Annotated in this window: 21 protein-coding genes and 1 tRNA gene; 14 read left to right on the forward strand and 8 right to left on the reverse strand. The window is 65.8% G+C overall.

Translation table 11 applies throughout. The annotated features are described in order from the left end of the window. Nucleotide 1 precedes the first annotated feature (1 nt). The 8 genes from FQ137_RS14705 (at nt 2) to FQ137_RS14740 (ending at nt 6,697) form a co-directional block, all read left to right on the forward strand. The gene (locus FQ137_RS14705; RefSeq protein ID WP_149293383.1) at nt 2-757 is read left to right on the forward strand and encodes a hypothetical protein; all 756 of its coding nucleotides are present in this window, start codon (nt 2-4) and stop codon (nt 755-757) included. A 56-nt stretch (nt 758-813) separates the two neighbouring features. Then, entirely contained in the window at nt 814-2,382 is a 1,569-nt protein-coding gene (locus FQ137_RS15420) for a hypothetical protein (RefSeq protein WP_188065096.1), read from the forward strand. A 182-nt stretch (nt 2,383-2,564) separates the two neighbouring features. Beyond that, nucleotides 2,565-3,485, forward strand: coding sequence for a tyrosine-type recombinase/integrase (locus tag FQ137_RS14715; protein WP_149293384.1), 921 nt, complete (start codon nt 2,565-2,567; stop codon nt 3,483-3,485). A gap of 41 nt (nt 3,486-3,526) precedes the next feature. Then, entirely contained in the window at nt 3,527-4,303 is a 777-nt protein-coding gene (locus FQ137_RS14720) for an alpha/beta hydrolase (protein ID WP_149293385.1), read from the forward strand. A 194-nt stretch (nt 4,304-4,497) separates the two neighbouring features. Further along, nucleotides 4,498-5,700: a M23 family metallopeptidase gene (locus tag FQ137_RS14725; RefSeq protein ID WP_149293386.1), complete on the forward strand. Its 1,203-nt coding sequence runs from the start codon at nt 4,498-4,500 to the stop codon at nt 5,698-5,700. A 2-nt stretch (nt 5,701-5,702) separates the two neighbouring features. Further along, nucleotides 5,703-5,918: a hypothetical protein gene (locus FQ137_RS14730; protein ID WP_149293387.1), complete on the forward strand. Its 216-nt coding sequence runs from the start codon at nt 5,703-5,705 to the stop codon at nt 5,916-5,918. Between the two features lie 3 nt (nt 5,919-5,921). Then, nucleotides 5,922-6,332, forward strand: a complete 411-nt coding sequence (locus FQ137_RS14735) for a hypothetical protein (protein ID WP_149293388.1) — start codon at nt 5,922-5,924, stop codon at nt 6,330-6,332. Between the two features lie 17 nt (nt 6,333-6,349). Next, a complete protein-coding gene (locus FQ137_RS14740) occupies nt 6,350-6,697 on the forward strand; it encodes a hypothetical protein (RefSeq protein WP_149293389.1) in 348 nt (115 codons plus the stop codon). 79 nt (nt 6,698-6,776) lie between these two features. On the opposite strand, the gene FQ137_RS14745 is transcribed toward FQ137_RS14740, so the two are convergent. Beyond that, complete coding sequence (locus FQ137_RS14745) at nt 6,777-7,097, reverse strand: hypothetical protein (protein WP_149293390.1); 321 nt, start codon at nt 7,095-7,097, stop codon at nt 6,777-6,779. Nucleotides 7,098-7,133: 36 nt separating this feature from the next. Next, on the reverse strand, nt 7,134-7,982 hold the full coding sequence (locus FQ137_RS14750) for a tyrosine-type recombinase/integrase (RefSeq protein WP_255584398.1): 849 nt from the start codon (nt 7,980-7,982) through the stop codon (nt 7,134-7,136). A gap of 171 nt (nt 7,983-8,153) precedes the next feature. Here FQ137_RS14750 and FQ137_RS14755 point away from each other — a divergent pair. From FQ137_RS14755 to phoU, 3 genes are all read left to right on the forward strand, one after another. Further along, a tRNA-Lys gene (locus FQ137_RS14755) sits at nt 8,154-8,230 on the forward strand. Between the two features lie 105 nt (nt 8,231-8,335). Then, complete coding sequence (dusB, locus tag FQ137_RS14760; protein WP_149293392.1) at nt 8,336-9,514, forward strand: tRNA dihydrouridine synthase DusB; 1,179 nt, start codon at nt 8,336-8,338, stop codon at nt 9,512-9,514. Nucleotides 9,515-9,650: 136 nt separating this feature from the next. Then, nucleotides 9,651-10,427, forward strand: a complete 777-nt coding sequence (phoU, locus tag FQ137_RS14765; protein WP_149293393.1) for a phosphate signaling complex protein PhoU — start codon at nt 9,651-9,653, stop codon at nt 10,425-10,427. Nucleotides 10,428-10,442: 15 nt separating this feature from the next. Here phoU and pstB read toward each other — a convergent pair whose 3' ends face one another. The 6 genes from pstB to FQ137_RS14795 all read right to left on the reverse strand — a co-directional run bounded on the left by pstB (nt 10,443) and on the right by FQ137_RS14795 (nt 16,308). Continuing rightward, entirely contained in the window at nt 10,443-11,219 is a 777-nt protein-coding gene (gene pstB / locus FQ137_RS14770) for a phosphate ABC transporter ATP-binding protein PstB (RefSeq protein ID WP_149293394.1), read from the reverse strand. 9 nt (nt 11,220-11,228) lie between these two features. Then, nucleotides 11,229-12,143: a phosphate ABC transporter permease PstA gene (gene pstA / locus FQ137_RS14775; protein ID WP_149293395.1), complete on the reverse strand. Its 915-nt coding sequence runs from the start codon at nt 12,141-12,143 to the stop codon at nt 11,229-11,231. Continuing rightward, nucleotides 12,143-13,192, reverse strand: coding sequence for a phosphate ABC transporter permease subunit PstC (gene pstC / locus FQ137_RS14780; RefSeq protein ID WP_149293396.1), 1,050 nt, complete (start codon nt 13,190-13,192; stop codon nt 12,143-12,145). The genes pstA and pstC overlap by 1 nt, the downstream gene beginning before the upstream one ends. A 79-nt stretch (nt 13,193-13,271) precedes the next feature. Then, nucleotides 13,272-14,381, reverse strand: coding sequence for a phosphate ABC transporter substrate-binding protein PstS (pstS, locus tag FQ137_RS14785; RefSeq protein WP_149293397.1), 1,110 nt, complete (start codon nt 14,379-14,381; stop codon nt 13,272-13,274). 254 nt (nt 14,382-14,635) lie between these two features. Next, the gene (gene mshD, locus FQ137_RS14790; protein ID WP_149293398.1) at nt 14,636-15,622 is read right to left on the reverse strand and encodes a mycothiol synthase; all 987 of its coding nucleotides are present in this window, start codon (nt 15,620-15,622) and stop codon (nt 14,636-14,638) included. Nucleotides 15,623-15,624: 2 nt separating this feature from the next. Further along, nucleotides 15,625-16,308 (reverse strand): winged-helix domain-containing protein, encoded by a 684-nt coding sequence (locus FQ137_RS14795; RefSeq protein WP_149293399.1) that lies wholly within the window; start codon nt 16,306-16,308, stop codon nt 15,625-15,627. An 82-nt stretch (nt 16,309-16,390) separates the two neighbouring features. Here FQ137_RS14795 and FQ137_RS14800 point away from each other — a divergent pair, with 82 nt between their 5' ends. The 3 genes from FQ137_RS14800 to FQ137_RS14810 are packed head-to-tail and all read left to right on the forward strand — an operon-like array spanning nt 16,391 to nt 18,521. Next, nucleotides 16,391-17,131: a DUF2993 domain-containing protein gene (locus FQ137_RS14800; protein WP_149293400.1), complete on the forward strand. Its 741-nt coding sequence runs from the start codon at nt 16,391-16,393 to the stop codon at nt 17,129-17,131. A 10-nt stretch (nt 17,132-17,141) separates the two neighbouring features. Then, nucleotides 17,142-17,972 carry a sulfurtransferase gene (locus FQ137_RS14805; protein WP_149293401.1) on the forward strand — a complete coding sequence of 277 codons (831 nt, stop codon included), beginning with the start codon at nt 17,142-17,144 and terminating at the stop codon, nt 17,970-17,972. Between the two features lie 48 nt (nt 17,973-18,020). Further along, on the forward strand, nt 18,021-18,521 hold the full coding sequence (locus FQ137_RS14810; RefSeq protein WP_149293402.1) for a hypothetical protein: 501 nt from the start codon (nt 18,021-18,023) through the stop codon (nt 18,519-18,521). Nucleotides 18,522-18,624 lie beyond the last annotated feature (103 nt).

Here is an 18,624-nt window from a genome sequence, read left to right on the forward strand (position 1 = left end):
CGTGGGTGTGAATCTTGGGCCGGCGCAGCCGGAGCCGGGTGGGTCCGGCAATATTTTGGAGCACATCTTCACTGGTATCGCTGGTATCGGTGATGCGTTCGCGGCCGGGTTGAACGGCGTTATCAACGGCTTGATCGACATGGTCCTCGGGCGATACGAGGGGAGCTTTCCGGCGTTTGTGGATGGGCAGATCGCCATCAATGAACGGTTCGACCTGCTCCAGTCCATCTCCGGTTACGGCACCGCCTACATGACCCTGAACTACTGGATGGGTTCCGGCGGTGGCGGCGGGCTAGACGAGCGTGGTCTGGAGATCCCGTTCCGGGACTACCTGGGCCCGCACAAGAACTGCGAGCTCGTCCTCGGCCCGGCTGGGTCGAACGAGACCGGCCACTGGCGTCTGCTCGCGCCGGGCACGTGGCGGGCAGAGGTGCGGGTGACCGGGCTCACTCTCGAGACCGATGCCCGTCTCATTCTCGAGGTTTGCACCCCGGACGGCACCCCGTACTCACGGGCTATCTTCGCCAAGGGCGCATTCAACGGCACTCAGCGGCGTTCGCTGGCCGTGTCCCACACCTTCGTCGTCGAAGACGACGGTTACACCGTCCACGCCCGGTGGACCAAGCAAGCATCTCTGGCGAAGCAGAAATTACTCGGCGGCACCGAGTTATCGTCCTTCACCCTGTCGCGGTGGGACATCGACACCACCGACTATGCCAACGCCCCCGAGGTGCCGGACGGCCCCGAGATCGGCTGACGGCCGACCCCCTACTCCTGCGGCTCCGGCCGCCCCCACTTGACCTGGAGGTCTTGATGCCCACCTTGTTCGGAACAATCGAAGACGTCACCGGGGCCCCCCTCGACCCGGCGGCACTGCCCCGCGTCACGGTACGCGCCCCATCCCAGCGGGCGTCCCTCGCCGAGCAGGCCCGCCTGGTCGCATCGGTGCCGGTGCCGGTCACCGTCACCGCGGCCGGGGAGATCACTGTCGACCTCGAGCCCGGTCCGGCGATCCTCCTCGTGGAGACGAACCGGTCTCGGGACGTGTACGAGCTCGGTGTCACCGAGGACATGACGTTGCTGACCGAGGCGTTGGCGGAGACGTTGCCGGAGCGGTCGTGGGTGGAGTCGCTCATGGTGAAGCTGCGGGAGGACACTGTCACCGCCGCCACCGATGCGCTCGAGGCGGCGATCGCCACCGGGCAGGACCGGGCCGAGATCGAGCAGTTGCGCCAGAACCTCATCGACGCGGCGAATCAGAACGCGGCCCCGCACCTCACCCAAGCGGCCCTTAATGCCACCTATGAGACGCAGGTGCAGGCGACCTCGAAACTGATCGTCGCGCCGTCGTCCATGACGGGGCCGAACGTCCTCGTGGGTGGCACCCAGAACAACACCGCCATTGCCTCGGATGTGGGAATCTCGGTGATTTTGCAACCGGGCACCGGGCCGTACAACAACGTCATTGGTGGGGATGGGGCGAACGTCAACACCACAACTCCGAACACCACGACGACCGGCACCAACGCGCACGTCTCGGTTGTGGGCGGGTATGACAACTCGGCTGGTGCCCTGTCCTCGAAAATCATCTCGGACCACTCCAAGACGCTACCCGGATCGGGTGGACATAACGGCATCTTCGGTGGGGCGAACATCACGATGGGGTCTAACGCCTCGTTCGCGTTCAGCACAGGTCGTCGCAACACCGTCAACGCGCTGGCGGCGGGAGTAGTTGGCACGGATAACACGTCCACCGGCAACTTGTCGTGGACCTCGGGCGGGTTCAACACGAACAACTCGATCCAGGGCGTCATGTCCGGCCAGAACGGCACAAACATCGCGGCCTACGGCTGGGTTCACGGCAACTATTGTCAGACCGTCTCGGGCGCGAACCACGCCTCCGCGATGGGCTTCTATGCGATGGGCCGCAACCCGGCACAGAACGCGCTCGCCTCGCAGCGGATCGCCACCACCGGCGATTGCCAAACGTCGGTTACCCACTTCGGTGGCACCACGACCAGCGATGTCGAGACCACTCTGCGGTCTGGCCCTGTTGCCGCCGTGACGGTGTGGGCGCTGGCGCGGGGGCAGGCTGCCACTGTGGACTTGACGGTGATCGGTAAAGAGATCGCCACCGGGCATGTGATCGGCGCGTGGGATATTAAGGCTGTCGTGGAGTGGCCCGCCACCGGCAACTTGGTCGTGCTGCAAGCCCCCGTGGTGACCCCACGGTTCGTGCGGACAGAGGACCCGGCCATTGCCCCTACAGCGACACTTGTCACGGCCTCCACCGCTGGGGCTGTCGCGCCTCGGGTGAAGGGGATGACTGGCCGTCCGGTGGCGTGGTCGGCACGGATGGTCACTGTTGAGATAGCGACGTGACTTTGCGCCTGACGGTCGATTGCGGCCGCTACTGACCGATTACGGGCGGGGTGGCGGGTCAGGTCGGTTGACAGGTATATCTAAGTGGTAGGTGCTCACAGAAGTGAGCGACCCCCGCAGGTGCTACCAACACCATGCGGGGGTCTGAGCCACCAACCAGATGATCCCTGGAGTGATGACCTGTGCAGCAGGATACCGCTGCGCGCCCCGTCGGCGCGCCCGTTCCCCCCACCTTCGACACCCTCGATCTCATGGTCGACGGGTTCCTCGCCCGCTTCACCTCCCCCGCCACCCGCAGCGCCTACGCTGGCGATCTCGCCCTGTGGCGCTCGTGGTGCGCCTCCGGCGGGCTGGACCCACTGACCGTGCAGCGCGCCCACCTCGAACTGTTCGCCCGCTGGCTCGAGACAGAACGCGGCAACAGTGCCGCCACCGTGCATCGCAGGCTTGTCAGTTTGCGGTCCTTCTACCGTGTCCTTGCCGCCGACGGGATGATCCTGTCCTCGCCCGCGGAGAGTGTCCGACTGCCCAAGGTGGTCCGGGACCGCACCAAGTACACCCACCTGACCCGCGGGGAACTGTCGTCCATGCTGCGCGCTGCCGATGAGGCCTCCCCCACCGATGGGGCGCTGCTGGCGTTGATGGGGGTCCTCGGCTTGCGGGTGTCGGAGGCGTGTTCGCTCGAGGTGGATTGTGCGGACCGGTTCGAGCGCGGGCATCGGATGCTCACCGTCACCGGTAAGGGGGGCGGCACCACCGGCATCCCGGTTCCCGTGCAGGTGGGTCGGCGGTTGGATCGGGCCCGCGGGGACCGGCAGTGCGGGCCGCTGTTGGTGCGCCGGGACGGGACGCGGATGACGCGCCGGTCGGCGGCCCGTGTCGTGGCCCGGATCGCTGCCGCTGCCGGTGTCGACAAGTCGGTGTCGCCGCATGACCTTCGGGCCGCGGCGATCACGTGCGCGTTGGACTCGGGGATCCCGTTGCGGGATGTGCAGACGATGGCCCGCCATGCCGATCCGCGTACGACCGAGATCTACGACCGTTCCCGCGGCGACATTGATCGCCACGGTGCCTACATTCTCGCCAGTTACCTCGCTGCCTAATCCTGGGCGCGGGGGTTTTCCTCGCGCCCAGGAGGCACGCTATGGCACTGACTGCTCTCATTCTCGACGGGGCCGGATCGGCAGGCCGCACCTCGGGCGTGGTGGACCCGTGCGTTGAAAGACTTCGATGGAAGACGGGATGCACCGCTAAGTGGGTGCCCTGGGCCGCGTCGTTGATGGGGGTCGGCGGCAGTCTGTCGTGGCCCGAAGCATCTAGGCGGGCCGTCAACAGTATCGCCGCGCAAGTGCGCGCCACCGACAACGACATCATCCTCATCGGGTATTCGGCTGGATGTCGCCCGGTGCGTGAGTTCCTGGAGAAGCATCCCGAGTTCCACAACAGGATCGCAGCAGTAGCGCTCATGGCGGATGCGTGGCAGCCCGCTAGTCGCCAGCAGTACGGGGTACCGAACCCGTCCGGCCACGGCATCATGGGCTCCGATTTCGGGCCACTGCGAGACCGCACCTACTGGGTGGCAGCACCTGGCGACCCAATCCCCCGCTGCGCCCGCGACTCCCTCCTGCGCTATCTGCCGGCGGTGGCGGATGCGGTTCCCGGTCAGATGCTCGCCACTTTCGTGGACAAGGCCCACCGCGGACGCTTACAACTGATCCCGTTCCTGGGGCTACCGATCCACGAATGGCTGTTCGGTCTTGGTCCGCGTATCGAACGCTCTATCCGTGAAGCCGAGGGCTACTTGACGACCGGCAGGCACACCCGCGGTTACACCGAACCGTTCGACAGTGGCGACGGCGACCGTCGCCCCCTCGCGCACCGACTCGCGGATTCGGTGGCGTGGAAAGTGCGCAACCAGTGATCGGGCACATCGTGTGGGCGATCCGCATGGGATGGGCAGTCGCCTCCATCTACCTCGATGCTGCCCGGAACACGCTCGGCTGGTGATTGCGGTGCTCATGTTCATTCTCGGACTCATTGTCGGAGCTATGGGCATCTTGGTCTATCTCGTGTTCGTGGACGAACTGTAGCCACGACATCCCTGAAGGAGTCCCCATGCCAACCATGCCCGTAGATAACGGGTTCTACGTCACCTCCGGCTTCGGCCCCAGGTGGGGAACATTCCACTACGGCACCGACTTCGGCCGCGGCGGCGGCTCTGGAGGCCATCCCGTCTACGCGGTCAAGGACGGCACCGTAACCGCATCCGGGCCCGCGTCCGGGTTCGGGCAGTGGGTCAATGTCGATCATCCCGCATCCAACGGCGGTGGGCTCACCGTGTACGGGCACGTCATCCCCGAGGTGCGTGTCGGCCAGTCCGTGACCGAGGGGCAGCGTATCGCCCGCATCAACCCAGACTCCCGCACAAACGGCGGAGTCGCACCGCATCTACACCTCGAGTGGCACCGCTATGTGTGGTCCCCGCCCGGCCCGGACCGCCTCGACCCGATGGCGATGCTCGCCGGCGCCCGATGGCCGGGCACCCCACCAAAGAAGGAGCCGCGCATGGCGCAACCATCAACCACCTACACACAACTCACAACCGTTGACCGCGGCTGGCGAGACCCCAACACCGTCCCGCTCATCGCCATACACACCTACGAATGTCCCCGCGAATCCGGCGAGCGGGCACTCCGGAACAGGGCGCAATACCAGCAGACGAGCGGCACCGGCTCTTACACCGTGCTCGTGTCCGCAGACGGCAAAAGCCTTCGCGCCAACGATGACAACTACACCCCATGCGCGAGCCTCCACACGGGGGACAGGCTCGGGTTCCACCTCTCGTTTCTGGCCTATGCCCGAGACAGCAGAGAGACGTGGCTGGCCTACGACACCCAGTTGCGTGAGGCTGCCCGCATTTGTGCCGAGTGGTGCCGCCTGTACGGACATCAGCCACGACACCTATCGATCGCGGAGATGCGGGCGCGTAAAGCGAAGGGGTTCTGCACCCACGCCGACATTTCGGACGCGTTCGGAGAATCCGATCACCGGGATCCCGGCAAGGGGTTTCCGATGGATGTGTTCCTCCGTTACGTGACCGAAGCGCTAAACCCGGCACCATCCCCGGCGCCACCAACCAAGGAGGACGAGTTGAACACCGACCAGCACAGGATGCTCCAGGAGATATGGGACCAGTTGCGCGGCCCGGGCGGTAAGGGCTGGCCGCAGCTCGGAAAAACCGAGAAGGGCGAGAACCTGACCCTGGTCGACGCCATCGCGGAGATCCGCGCCGACCTCGACAAACTGATGGAGAAGTGACCATGAATCTCACTGAAACGCAGCGCCGTTGGGCGTACGGCATCGTCATCGCAGCACTGCCCCTTCTGGCCGCGTACGGGATCCTCGGGCCGGACCAGGCACCGATGTGGGTGGCGCTCGCCGCCGCTGTCCTCGGAGTCTCATCCTCGAGCTTGGCTGCGGCGAACGTAGGTGTGGAGCCAGAGGCGTACACCGGCAAACACCGCGCCGAGGACTGACCCGTGCGGGCACTCGAGCCATTACACCCCAAACTGCGGATAGCGGCCCTCACTATTGTCTCCACGGGGGCGATAGCCAGGGGCGCGGCATACATTGAGAGACCCAACACCGGCGGGCTCACCCACTTCATCGACACCATCGTCCCACTGCACGTGTGGGCCATTGTGTGGATCGCCGCCGGCATCACCGTGTTCGCCGGGGTGTGGCACCGCATCGTCGCTAGGTATGCGCTCGCGTTCGTGTCGATGATGTGGGCCATCTGGGGCATCTCCTACGTCACTTCCACCTTGTTCGGGGATGCGCACCGGGGTTGGGTGACCGGGGCACTGATGCTGAACGTGGCCGGACTGACGATCATCATCGCCGCGCTCGCTGACACTGTAGGCCCACCGAAATACCGATGGGATGAATGATGACGTGGTGGCAAACCGTGTTGGGAAGCCTGTTCCTGCTGATCGGTACGTGGGTGACTGCACGGTTTTCCCGCAAGACTGGGGAGGAAGCGAACGAGGCGGCAGCCACGCAGGCCCGAACCGCGGACTGGGAGGCGTTCTCGCGGGAGTGGCGGGAATGGACCGAGGACAGGTTCGCTGAACGGGACCAGAAGATCAACGCGCTGACGACAGAGGTGGCGGAGATCCGGTCGGAGCTGGACTCGTTTATGAGTAAGTACCGGATCGCTATCGCCTATATCCGCAGGGTTGTTCACCAGTTGCAGCGGCATGTCGAGCCGGACGAGATCGAAGCCCCCCCACCGGAGATCAGCGCCGACCTGTGAGGCTGGACCGCCTCAATTGTACGAAATAGCCGCCCCCGCCTCACTTGAGGACGGGGGCGGCGTTTCGCATTTCAGGGCGTCACATCGTGAATGCGCCTTCGACTTCAGCATCGTCCTCGCCGATCGGGGTGACACGGCACTGGTAGGTCCGGCCGTTGAGTTCGCCGTTCACTTGCCAGTGGTCGACCCCGTCAGCGTTGATCTTCCGCAACCCGTCCGCGCCGACGGTGGAGAAGTCGCCGATCGACGTACCGGGCGAGATGCCGGCGAGATGCTTCTGACAGAGCACCGCGGCCTTGTTGCGGTCCATGCCGTTGATGCGGCTGTCACTGTTAGGGTCGCTGGAACAGCCGGCCAGTGCCGCGAGGGCGATCGTGGTGATGGCGAGGATGGTGCGCATGGGTTTTACCTTTCGTGGTGGTCAAGCTCGGGACGGTTACGCGGCGCCGTGTAGCCGCGGGACGGATTGCCACGGGTCGAGGCGGTCAATAGCGTCACGACGCACCTCATCGGGTAACTGCGCATAAATAGCGGTCGTCGCAACATTCTGATGCCGCAGCAAGTCTCTGACTGTGTAGATGTCGGCGCCATCCGCGAGGAGTTGCGTGGCGAAGAAGTGACGCAACTGGTGCGGGGTACCTGTCACCCCGGTACGGCGCATCTGATCCGAGATGGTGCGAGACACCGACTTGGCTTGGACGTGTTCGGACGGGTAGTGGCGGGACGGGAACCACCAGCCCCGGTCAGGCATCCGCCGCGACCACTCCCCCACAATCGGATGCAGCGGTAGTTCTGCCGGCTTCTTGCCTTTGCCTTTGACTCGTAGGGTTTGGCGGTCCAGGTCGATGTCCTCGGTGCGGATTTTGGCGATCTCATGGACCCGCAACCCCTGTAGTGCGGCGAGCAGGATCATGGCGTGGGTGGACATGCGGGTGGGGGCTGACAAGAGTTTCTGTACGTCCCTGCCGGAGAGGGGGCGCGGGAGCCGTGTCGGGGCTTTGGGTGTTCCCACTTTCACCATCGGGTTGTCGGCCCGGTGATCGTGTGCCTGTAACCACTTGAACCAGGCGTTGAGGTATCCGACGTAGTTGGCGATTGTGGAGTCGGCCCAGGTGTCGTGTTCTGCTATCCAGCGGGTGATGATGAGCGGGTCAGCGTGCGCGGGCTGGACGCTTGTTTCGCGGAAGAACTGCGTGAGTACGCGGCGCCGTTCGCTGATGGTGTTGTGTGCCAATCGTCTTGCGGCTTGCCACAACTCGTATTCGTCAAGGTGTGTGATGGGCATGGCGTTACTGTCGCTCACATCACGCAGCCGGGGGTGTCGTGTTGCCGGGTTGTTATATCCCATTGGTGTTATTCACTGCCTGCTCGATGGTGGGTGTGTGGTCGAGCGGGCCGGGTGTCATGCGGCTGCCTCTCGTTGGAACAGATCACGGACGGTGCTACCGTGTTCTTCGCCCCTATAGCTCAGTTGGTTAGAGCTACGGACTTTTAATCCGCAGGTCGCCGGTTCGAGCCCGGCTGGGGGCACCACTTCCCGCACCGAGATGCGGGGCCCGTCGGCCCGCCGACCTGTTCCGTTCGGCCCCCGATGCCGGGTCATTGGACCTGCCCGCGTCCCATTGGGACAATCGGAGCATGTCCGCACCCACCGCCGCCGCGGCCCCCGCGCTACGCATCGGCCCCCTGGAGCTCGCGTCCCCCGTCGTCCTGGCGCCGATGGCCGGGGTCACCAACGTCGCGTTCCGCACACTGTGCCGTGAGATCGAGCGGGAGCAGCAGGGATCGGTGTCGGGCCTCTACGTTTGCGAGATGGTCACCGCCCGGGCACTGGTGGAACGCCAGCCCGCGACGTTGCACATGGCCACCTTCGCGCCGGACGAGTCACCGCGCAGCCTGCAGCTGTACACGGTCGACGCCGAGTACACGTACGCGGCGGCCAAGATGATCGTCGACGAGGACCTCGCCGACCACATCGACATCAACTTCGGATGCCCTGTCCCCAAGGTCACCAGGCGCGGCGGCGGGTCCGCGATCCCGTACAAGCGCCGACTGTTCCGTTCGATCGTCGCGGCGGCGGTCCGCGCCACCGAGGGCACGGACATCCCGGTGACCGTGAAGATGCGCGTGGGCATCGACGACGCCCACCACACCCATCTCGATGCAGGCCGTATCGCCGTCGAGGAGGGGGCCCGTGCCGTCGCGCTACACGCCCGGACCGCGGCTCAGCGGTACTCGGGCAAGGCCGACTGGTCAGAGATCTCCCGCCTGGTGGACCACATTGGGGCGATCTCAGATGTCCCCGTCCTCGGCAACGGCGACATCTTCTCCGCCGAGGACGCCGTGCGGATGCGCGAGCAGACCGGCTGCGCGGGAGTGGTGATCGGCCGCGGCTGCCTGGGGCGGCCGTGGCTGTTCTCCGAACTCGCCGCAAGGCTCGACGGTCGCGAGGCCCCCACCCCGCCCACTCTGGGTGAGGTTACGCGCGTCATGTACCGCCACGGCGAACTGCTGACACAGCACCACGGCGAGGACAAAGGGATGCGCGACATCCGAAAGCACGTCGCCTGGTATCTCCGTGGATTCCCGGCCGGGTCCCAGAAGCGGGTCGGACTGTCCGCCGTCCGCACCCTGGATGACCTCGCCGCGATGCTCGCCGACCTCCCCGCGGACGAGCCCTTCCCGGCGGACGGCCACGGCCCCCGTGGCCGTCAGGGGTCCCCCTCCAAGGTGTTACTGCCCGAGGGTTGGCTCGACGACCCGGAAGACGACGCGACCGCGCTCGAGGGCGCGGACGCCGAGAACTCCGGCGGCTGAGAAATCCGGAGGTTGAGCCCGGCACAAGTCAGCCCGCTCTAGTTCATCCCGACCAGTCAGGACAGCGGGGCCGGGTGTTCACCGGCCGTTCACCGCGACGGCGATCACGGTGCTGACATGCGCGTATCCTGGCCGTATGCGTCTCGTCTACTCCGAAGAACTCGCGGACCTGGCCACATCGATGGCCCGGATGTGCTCCCTCGCGACCGACGACATGGAGCTCGCGACCCACGCCCTGCTCCAGGTCGACCTCGTCGCTGCGGAGAAGGTCCTGGAGTCTTCGACGGAGATGTCCCGGCTCGCGACCGCGAATGAAGAACGGGGCTTCGCGCTCCTCGCCCTTCAAGCTCCCGTCGCGCGTGATCTCCGGCAAGTTGTCACCTCGATCCAACTCGTGCAGGACCTCGTCCGTATGGGAGCCCTCGCCGGCCATGTCGCCAAAATCGTCCGCCGGCGCCATCCCGAGCCGGTCCTGCCCGAACCGGTCAACGGCTACCTCGCGGAAATGGGCCGGGTAGCGGTCTCGCTCGGCCGCTCCGCCACGGAGGTCCTCCTCAACCGCGACGCCGAGCAGGCGGCCACGCTGGCACAACAGGATGACGCCGTCGACGAACTGAGGCGTCACCTCTTCACCCTGCTCACTGTCCGGGAATGGAAGTGGGGGGTCGCCTGTGCGGTCGACGTCACTCTTCTGGGCCGCTACTACGAGCGGTTCGCCGACCACGCCGTGGAGGTCGCCCAGCGCGTGATCTTCCTGGCCACCGGCGAGTACGCCACCGTCCCCGAGGACGACCCCGAGAAGACCTCCCCCTCGAGCGAGGAATTGGTGCGTCGGTTCAATGAAACGGACCGGACATTTACAGAGCGCATCGCACGGCACAAGACCGCCAATGGAGACGACCCCGCCGACTAGTACTGACGCGACGGGTCAGCCGAAGCGGCCCGAGACGTAGTCCTCAGTCTGCTTGTTGTCCGGGTTGGAGAAGATCTTCTCGGTCGAGTTGACCTCGACCAGCTGGCCCGGCATGCCGGTGGCTTCAAGGGAGAAGAACGCGGTCTGGTCGGACACTCGAGCGGCCTGCTGCATGTTGTGGGTCACGATCACGATGGTGAACTCGTTCTTGAGTTCGGAAATGAGATCTTCCACCGCCAGCGTCGAGATCGGGTCGAGCGCGGAGCAGGGCTCGTCCATCAGCAGCACCTGGGGCTCGATGGCGATAGCGCGCGCGATGCACAGACGTTGCTGCTGGCCACCGGAGAGCCCGCCGCCCGGCTTGTCGAGACGATCCTTCACCTCGTTCCACAGGTTCGCGCCGCGCAGTGACTTCTCGGCGACCTCATCGAGGATCTTCTTGTTCTTGACGCCCTGGAGCCTGAGGCCCGCGACCACGTTCTCCTTGATGGACATCGTGGGGAACGGATTGGGGCGTTGAAAGACCATCCCGATCGTCCTGCGGACGGCGACGGGGTCGATTTTCTTGTCGTAGATGTCCACGCCGTCGAGCTTGATGGAGCCCTTGACATAGGCACCGGCGATCTCTTCGTGCATGCGGTTGAGGGAGCGCAGCACGGTCGACTTGCCACATCCGGAGGGCCCGATGAACGCGGTCACGGATCGCGGCGGCACATGGAGGTTGACGTTCTTCACCGCGTGGAAGTCGCCATAGAAGATGTCGACGTTCTCTAGGTCTAGTCGCTTGGCCATAGCGGGTCCTTACTTGGTTTTGGGCGCGAGCGCCTTGGCGGCGAAGGTGGCGAGCACGTTCGCCAACGCGATGATGACGATAAGGGTGAGCGCTGCACCCCAGATCCGGAACTGGCCGGCCTCGTTGGGGTTCGAGAGCTGGTTGTAGATCAACAGTGGGAGCGAGGCCATGTTGCCGTTGAAGACGTCGAAGTTGTAGCGCGCGGTGTAGCCCACCAAGATGAGCACCGGCGCGGTCTCGCCCATCACTCTCGCGAGGGCGAGGAAGATCCCGGAGATCATCCCGGACAGCGCGGTCGGGACGACCACGCTGACGATGGTCTTCCACTTGGGGACGCCCAGCGCGTAGGAGGCCTCACGGAGCTCGTCGGGAACGAGCTTGAGCATCTCCTCGGTCGAACGCACGATCAGCGGCAGCATGAGCAGGACCAGTGCGAGGGACACCGCGAACGCGCTGAGGTTGAATTTCAGTACCGAGACCCAGACGCCGAAGACGAAGATGGCCGCCACCACCGAGGGGACACCGGCGAGGACGTCGACCATGAAGGTCGTCGGCTTGGCGAGTCGCGATTCGGGGTACTCCACCAGCATGATGCCGGCTGCGACCCCGAGCGGGATCGAGATGACGGCCGCGATCCCGGCCTGGACCAGGCTGCCGTAGATCGCGTGGCCTACGCCGCCTGCCATTGACGACGGTGCGACGAGATTGAACGAGTTGGTCCACCACGTCACGTCGATGATCGCGGGCAGCCCCGAGGTGATCACCTTGAACAACAGGGCCACCAGGGGGATCACTGCCAGGACGAAGCACACCGTGAAAACAACGGTCGCCGCCTTGTTCTTGATCTTCCGGCTTGTCGAGATCGGGAGAAAGGTGTCGACCGGCTTGGCCGGCTTCGCGAGGTCGGGGGTTGCCTGGGACATCAGCCGTTGACCTTTCCACCGGACACAGACCGCGCGATGAGGTTGACGATGAAGGTGAGGATGAAGAGCACGAGGCCGGCCGCGATATAGGCGCCGGTGGGAAGCGGGTGATTGAACTCGGCGCTGCCGGACGCGATCTTCGACGCGAACGTGAAACCGCCGTCGAACAGCGACAGGGTGCTCGGCGAGCTCGCCGCGCGGAGGATGATCAGCACCGCCACGGTCTCACCGAGCGCCCGCCCGAGCGCGAGCATGGAGCCCGCGATCATCCCGGACTTGGCGTAAGGGAAGCAGGTGAGCCGGATCTTCTCCCATTTGGTGGCGCCCAGCGCGAGGGCGGCCTCCTGGTGGAGGGATGGGGTCTGGCGGATCGTCTCGCGCGACATGGATGTGATGATCGGCAAGATCATGATGGCCAGAACGACGCCGGCCGTGAAGATGGTACCGCCGCCGGCGATGGTGACGTTGCCGTCTCCGAACAGGAATATCCAGTTGAGGTTTTCGTTCAGCCACCCGGCGAACGGCACCATCCACGGCCCCAGCACCAGCAGCCCCCACATGCCGTAGATGATCGACGGGACGGCGGCCAGCAGGTCGATAAGCGCCGACAGTGACCGCGAAAGCCGGGGCGGTGCGTACTGGACGAGGAACGTGGCGATGCCGATCGAGACGGGCACCGCCAGAACCAGTGCGAAGATCGCGCTCAGGACCGTGACCTTGAGAAGATCCAGGATGCCGAAGCGCATGCTCTCCGGATCCGTGGTGTTCCACTCGGACGACGTGAAGAAGTTGACATTGTTCTGCATCAGCGACGGCGCCGCCTGCAAAACCAGCACTATCCCGATGAGCGCGATGAGCGCGACGATGACGGCGCCCGCCGCGACGGTGACTCCGCGGAAGATCGGATCGATTTTCCGTGACGACCCGGCGTCGCGCAGACCGCCTCCTCCGTCTTGGTTTCTGTCGTACACCAGACTGGTGCCGTCCTTGATCTCGCCGGACGCGGCGTTGCCACCGGCGTCGCGGTCGACGGGTTCGTGAACTGTCATGAGACCTTCAGTCGCTCAGGTGGGAATAGGTCGGTCACCGCGCACGACCGTACAGGGGCAGACGTGGTGACCGCGAATATCATGAGATCTCTGAGATGGCCGTGACGAGCTTCTCTCGGAACGCGTCCGGCACGGGGATGTAGCCCTCGTCCTCGAGCTGAGCTTGGACGTCCTCGGACACCGCGACGTTGAGGAACGACTTGACGGCTGCGGCCGTCTCGGGATCGCCGTAGGTGGAGCACACGATCTCGTAGGTCGGCATGATGAGCGGGTAGGCGCCCGCGGCCTCGGGGACGTAGAACGAAGAGGTGTCGATCACCAGGTCGTTGGACCCCTCGTTCTTCAAGGTTGCCGAATCGATAGTCGTGCCGGCGGTCTCGGCGTTGAGCTCCACACCCTCCGCATCCGCCGGGGTGATGAGGTCGACCATCGCGAGGCCGAGGTTCTTGGCGTAGGACCACTCGGTGTAGGTGATGGTGCCGGGGGTCTGCGCGACGGCTGCGGAGACACCCTCGTTCCCGCGAGAACCCTCACCAGTTCCGCCGTTGAAGGTCTTGCCCGCGCCCCCGGTCCAGGAATCGGGGGCGGCAGCCTCGAGATACTTCTGGAAGTTGTCGGTGGTGCCGGATTCGTCGGAACGGAAGATCACTGTGATCGGCTGGTCGGGCAGCTCCGTTCCCTGATTTTCCGCTGCAATGGCCGTGTCGTTCCAGGTGGTGATCTCGCCGGAGAAAATCTTGGCGAGGGTGTCGGCCGACAGCGACACGTCGACCCCGTCGAGGTTGTAGGCGATCGCGATGGGTCCGAAGACGGCCGGCAGGTTCCATGCCGGGCCCTCGCACCGCTCCTCAGCCCGGGGGTACTCGTTGTCCTTGAGCGGGGAGTCGGAGCCGCCAAAATCGGTCTGGCCGCCGATGAACTCCTTGACACCCGAACCGGAACCGTTGGAGTTATAGTCCAGCGTCTGCCCCTCACAGCTCATGGCGTAGGAGTTGGCGAAGATCGTCATGGCGTTGTTCTGCGCGGACGAACCCGAGGCGTTGAGGCTGGCTTTGCCACCGCACTCCGCATTGGAAACCGCCTGGGCGGCCGTGTCGCCCCCGCCGGTGTTGTCATCCGAACAGGCGGCCAACCCGACCGCGGTGAGGGCGGCCAACCCGAACAGGGCACCGGTGCGCTTGAGGTCCACAGATTCTCCTTGGTTTACCCGGCACAGCACTCGACCGGGTCACGTAGCTGGCAACTGCATCGCGAGTCCGGATCGGAACACACCGACCCGACGAGAAGAGAACCTAGAGCGCAGACGTGAACAACCCCGCGAAGGTAGGTGAACCCGAGATGAACTCCCAGCTCGAGCGCCGTTCACCTCCCACTGCAGCTCCTCTGCCCAGGGCCCCCACCTGGGGTGCTCCTGAGATTTCCGGCCCGGGATGCCGGGCGGACTCAGCGCGAGGCGTACGTCACATCGCGATGCTCGACGGCGAAGCCGAGCCTCTCGTATGTGCGGATCGCGGGGAGGTTGTCGCCTTCCACATAGAGGACGACAGACTCCGCCCCTACCGTGCTTTCCAGATGAGCGACCCCAATGGCCGTGAGCAGACCACCAAGCCCCCTGCCCTGGTCTGCCGGGTCTACGGCGACTACGTAGACCTCACCCTCGATCGACTTCCCGGGCTCCGCCACGGTTTTTGTCCAGTGGAACCCCGCGAGTCGCGGGATCTCGCCGGAGGTGTCCACGGCGAGGAAGACTGCACCGGGGTCCACCCAATCGACGGCGAGACGGTCGTCGAGTTGCTCGCGCGTCCATCCACCTTGTTCCGGGTGCCACGAGAACGCGGCGTTGTTGACGCGGAGGAACTCATCCCGGGCGTCCATCCCCGCCCACCGCGATCCCCCCTCGGACGCGGCGTCGGCGAGAGCCCCGGTCTCGATTCCTTCTGACGCGCGCGGTTCCGGCAGCGTCGGCCCGTCGGCGGCTCGTCGGCGCATCTTGAGCAATTCGCGAGTGCGCGCCAGCCCGAGGTTCTCCGCGAGGGCCCGGGCCGCCGTCAGGTCCCCGTGCGCCCACACCGCGGCGCGGGGCTCGGCGTTGAACACTGCCCTCAGGAGGGCGGAACCGTGCCCACGTCGACGGTGCTCGGGATCTACGACCATCTCCACCGTGGCCTCGTCCCCGGTGCCCGTGAGCTGGGCATAGCCGACGATCGCGGGGTCTCCGGCGCTCGGAGACGCGGAGGGGCCGCCGGCGTCCGATTCAGATGCGGCGGGGTCGGATGCGAGAAAGTGCCGAACCTCCCCTGCGGGGCCGCGGAGTGCTCGGAGCGGCTGCTCACCAAGGGGCGCGACTCCGTCGACCGATTCTGCGATCCCGGCCATCGCCTCTATGCGGTCGGCGGCCCCGACATCCACTGCACGTTCGGTCACAGTCATGCTTATTCTCCGTCCTCCCTGCGATCCGTCGGACGGACCGCCTTGTACCCGACGTTACGGACGGTGCCGATCAGCGACTCGTGATCAGGACCGAGTTTGGCGCGCAATCGCCGGATATGGACGTCGACCGTCCGGGTGCCGCCGAAGAAGTCGTAGCCCCACACCTCCTGGAGCAGCTGCGCACGGGAGAACACCCGGCCGGGATGGTGGCAGAGGTGTTTGAGGAGTTCGAATTCCTTGTAGGTCAGGTCCAGTGCGCGTCCCTTGACGCGCGCGACGTAGGTCTCCTCGTCGATGACCAGGTCACCGACCGTGAGGAGTCCACCGTCCGCCGAGCTCTGGGACGAGCGTCGCGCCGCCGCCAGCCGGAACCGCGCGTCCACCTCCGCCGGGCCTGTAGCCGGCAGGAGGATGTCGTCCAGGCCCCAGTCCCCGCTGACCGCGATCAGTCCACCCTCCGAGACCACGGCGATGACGGCGAAGTCACCACTACCCGATAACAATCGGCACAGCGCGCGTGACGCCGCGAGATCACTCCGCGCGTCGACGAGCGCGAGAGCCACTCCGGACAGGTCCCCCAGCGAGGACGCCAGCGGAGGAAGCACACGCACGGTGTGCGGCAGGAGGGGCAGCGCCGGGATGACCGCCTCGGGGTCTTCTTCAGCAGCGAGGAGCACTACATCCATGTCGCATCCTCTCCGTGCTGGGGCGGGAACGATACTAGCGACCTGCACCCCCGAAACGGGGATTGGAGTACACCTGAAGCCCATGAGAGTCCCCCGCACCGTTGCCCTCGCAGCTGCCGCCGTGGCCGTCGTGTCCGGCAGCGCCTTCACCGTGGAGTCGGTGTCCGCCTCGCGTATCGAGGCCGATCTGTCCGGTCGCATCGCACCCGCGGATCCCGGCACCGGCCCCCCCTCGGTGAAGATCGGCGGCGCTCCGGGCTCGAGGTGGTCCGGTCCGGGCACCCTCGACTCGGTGGCCATCCGGGTCGAGGGCGTCGACCGACCCGGACTCGGACCGACCGCCGTCGAGGCCGTTGCCAACGATGTGACAGTGCCGGACGACCCGACCGGGCCACTGACGGCGCGGGCGGTGAAGGTCTCGGTGCAGATCACCGGCGATTCGCTCGGCCCGGCGCTGGGGATGCGGGACGTACTGGTCGGCGCTGCCGACGATCCGAGCCTGGCCGGGGGGACCGAGCACCGAGCCCGAATCACCGGGACACTCGAGGAGTCCAACGTTCGCGTTTCGGCGTTCGTAGACCTCGTCGTCGACGACCTCGGCGCGCGCCTTGTCCCCGTCGCCCCCGCGACGGGACCGGCGGGGTTCCCCGACGGTGACGCCGAACTGACACTTCGTCGCACTGCGCTGACACTCGCCCCAGACGTTCTGCCGCTAGGCGTGGCGGTCGACACACTCACAGTCAAGGGCGGCACCGTCACGGCCACTGGTGCCGGCGGACCTGGCACCGCGCCACTCAACGGCCTCGCACGCTCAGACCTCTAGACTCGGGCCCATGAGTCGCGACAATGTACTGGTCAGCACCCGCTGGGCCGAGTCGCGCCTGGCCGACGACTCGGTGGTCTTTCTCGAGGTCGACGAGGACGTGACGGCTTATCACACCGAGGGGCACATCCCCGGGGCTGTCGCACTGAACTGGCGTACCGAGCTGCAGCAGGAATACACCCGCGACCTCGTCGATCGCGAGCGGTTCGGCGCCCTCCTGTCCGAACGGGGCATCACCCGCGAGCACACTGTGGTCGTCTACGGCGGCAACCACAATTGGTTCGCGGCCTACGCCTACTGGTACCTCCGCCTGTACCGGCACCCAGACGTCCGCCTACTCGACGGTGGACGTATGCGCTGGGAGCGGGACGGTCTACCACTGGAGACCGAGCTACCGCAGCGCGCGGTGACCGACTACGTCGCTGAACCACAGGACCTGTCGATCCGGGCGTTCCGCGACGACGTGCTCGCGGGTCTCGGCAGGGACGCGCTCGTCGACGTCCGCTCGGTCGACGAGTTCACCGGTCGGCTCGCCGCCCCCGCTGGACTCCCCCAGGAGGGCGGTCGCCAGCGCGGCCACATCCCCGGCGCCGTGAGTATCCCGTGGAACCGGGCGGTCACCCGGGACGGCACCTTCCGGTCCGACGCCGAACTGCGCCAGATCTACGCCGACCTCCTCAGCGATGACGACCAGCGGGTGGTCGCCTACTGCCGGATCGGCGAAAGGTCTAGCCACACCTGGTTCGTCCTCCACGAACTCCTCGATCGGCCGAACGTCGTGAACTACGACGGAAGCTGGGTGGAGTACGGCTCACTGATCGGGGTACCGGTCGAGAGGTGAGCCGGATGTCCACCCCAGACTGTCCCGGAACTGACTAATCTCGGTCGCATGTCTCTGCTGTCTCGTGCGCTCGGCGTGGCCGGGCGAGCATCCGTCGTGGCTGTGGGCGCCTCGGTCGCCTCCGCCGTGCTCGTGGGAATCGACCAACGCCGGGGAGCGACCCCGGCCGTGCCCGATCATCCCGGCCCCTACTCCCCCGAGGAGCGTGAGGCCGCCGTACGGATGTATCTGACCGCGCTCACGGTCCCGGCCGCGGCGTTCCGTGTCCCGTTTGCGAAGGACTGCGTTCGACGCGAAAACGGCCTGAAAACCGGGTTCGGGGCGGACCACCTTCGTTGGGACCTGCATCTACACCTCCAGTACTCGCTGATACGCGAGGTCCGCGACATCGTCATCACCGTCGACCCCCCGGGTCGCGAGGGCGTCGTTCACGCGGAATTCGCGCTAGCCACCGTTCTGGGTGTGCCCGCGCGGGTCAGCGAGGACTTCGTCGTGCCGCTCGAAGACTGCCTCATCCACTCCATAGAGGCCCGCATCTCACTCGGCTGAACGGCTCAGGGTTAGGATTGGGCCATGGTGCTCTTCTTCGAAATCCTCTTGGTCCTCTGCACGCTGGCCATCCTGTGGGCCACCTGCTACATCGCCTACCGCA

Source organism: Dietzia sp. ANT_WB102, assembly GCF_008369165.1.
Lineage (GTDB): Bacteria > Actinomycetota > Actinomycetes > Mycobacteriales > Mycobacteriaceae > Dietzia.

Coding starts and splice junctions, on each gene's coding strand:
- pstC (WP_149293396.1), bottom strand. CDS start 13,192: ATGACAGTTCACGAACCCGTCGACCGCGACGCCGGTGGCAACGCCGCG.
- phoU (WP_149293393.1), top strand. CDS start 9,651: ATGCGTCTCGTCTACTCCGAAGAACTCGCGGACCTGGCCACATCGATG.
- FQ137_RS14745 (WP_149293390.1), bottom strand. CDS start 7,097: ATGCGCACCATCCTCGCCATCACCACGATCGCCCTCGCGGCACTGGCC.
- pstB (WP_149293394.1), bottom strand. CDS start 11,219: ATGGCCAAGCGACTAGACCTAGAGAACGTCGACATCTTCTATGGCGAC.
- FQ137_RS14795 (WP_149293399.1), bottom strand. CDS start 16,308: ATGGATGTAGTGCTCCTCGCTGCTGAAGAAGACCCCGAGGCGGTCATC.
- pstA (WP_149293395.1), bottom strand. CDS start 12,143: ATGTCCCAGGCAACCCCCGACCTCGCGAAGCCGGCCAAGCCGGTCGAC.
- FQ137_RS14725 (WP_149293386.1), top strand. CDS start 4,498: ATGCCAACCATGCCCGTAGATAACGGGTTCTACGTCACCTCCGGCTTC.
- FQ137_RS14810 (WP_149293402.1), top strand. CDS start 18,021: ATGTCTCTGCTGTCTCGTGCGCTCGGCGTGGCCGGGCGAGCATCCGTC.
- FQ137_RS14720 (WP_149293385.1), top strand. CDS start 3,527: ATGGCACTGACTGCTCTCATTCTCGACGGGGCCGGATCGGCAGGCCGC.
- mshD (WP_149293398.1), bottom strand. CDS start 15,622: ATGACTGTGACCGAACGTGCAGTGGATGTCGGGGCCGCCGACCGCATA.
- FQ137_RS14730 (WP_149293387.1), top strand. CDS start 5,703: ATGAATCTCACTGAAACGCAGCGCCGTTGGGCGTACGGCATCGTCATC.
- dusB (WP_149293392.1), top strand. CDS start 8,336: ATGTCCGCACCCACCGCCGCCGCGGCCCCCGCGCTACGCATCGGCCCC.
- FQ137_RS14750 (WP_255584398.1), bottom strand. CDS start 7,982: ATGCCCATCACACACCTTGACGAATACGAGTTGTGGCAAGCCGCAAGA.
- FQ137_RS15420 (WP_188065096.1), top strand. CDS start 814: ATGCCCACCTTGTTCGGAACAATCGAAGACGTCACCGGGGCCCCCCTC.
- FQ137_RS14805 (WP_149293401.1), top strand. CDS start 17,142: ATGAGTCGCGACAATGTACTGGTCAGCACCCGCTGGGCCGAGTCGCGC.
- FQ137_RS14800 (WP_149293400.1), top strand. CDS start 16,391: ATGAGAGTCCCCCGCACCGTTGCCCTCGCAGCTGCCGCCGTGGCCGTC.